The following is a 614-nucleotide window of genomic DNA, read 5'->3' on the forward strand; positions in this document are numbered from 1 at the left end:
CCCAGCACCAGGAGCTGCTCGCCTGCGACCAGCATGGCGCGGGCGCTCAGCGCATAGAGCGCGGTCAGATAGTTGGCGCGAAACGAGGCGGCGACCTCGGCCGCAACGCCGTCGGGCAGGGGATGGAGCGCGGCGGGGCCAACGACGATCTCTTCCGCAAGCGCGCCAGACCGCGTCATGCCCATCACGCGCATGCCGGGCTGATAGCCGCCGGGTGCGCCGGGCGCGTCCGTCACCACGCCTGCGAACTCCGTTCCCGGAATGAAGGGCAGGGGATCCTTGGTCTGATAGCGCCCCTCGATCTTCAAACCGTCGACAAAGCCGATCCCGGCGGCTTCCACGCGGATGCGCAATTGCCCCGGCTCCATCGACGGGGGCGGGATGTCCCTCAGCTCGATCTGATCGATGGTTGCGTATTGCTCGACGACGACGGCTTTCATGTCGGACCTCTGCTGTTCCAGTTATCCTGACAGGTCCCGAGACTGGCCTCTTGTGTCTACCGCCACATCCCGCGCATCCGCGCGCCGATGTCGATTTTGGGCCCTTGCGCCGCAGTGCGGGCCGCGCCGGCGGCGGCCTTCGGCCAGGCGGTGCGCTCGAACAGATAGACCAGC

Annotated in this window: 1 protein-coding gene; it reads right to left on the reverse strand. The window is 67.6% G+C overall.

The annotated features are described in order from the left end of the window. The coding region (locus MOV75_RS41095; protein WP_247008576.1) for an alcohol dehydrogenase catalytic domain-containing protein at window positions 1–440 on the reverse strand (440 nt) is incomplete at its 3' end. Between the last annotated feature and the right edge of the window lie 174 nt (window positions 441–614).

It is taken from the genome of Bradyrhizobium sp. PRIMUS42 (assembly GCF_023006515.1).
In the GTDB taxonomy this organism is placed as follows: domain Bacteria; phylum Pseudomonadota; class Alphaproteobacteria; order Rhizobiales; family Xanthobacteraceae; genus Bradyrhizobium.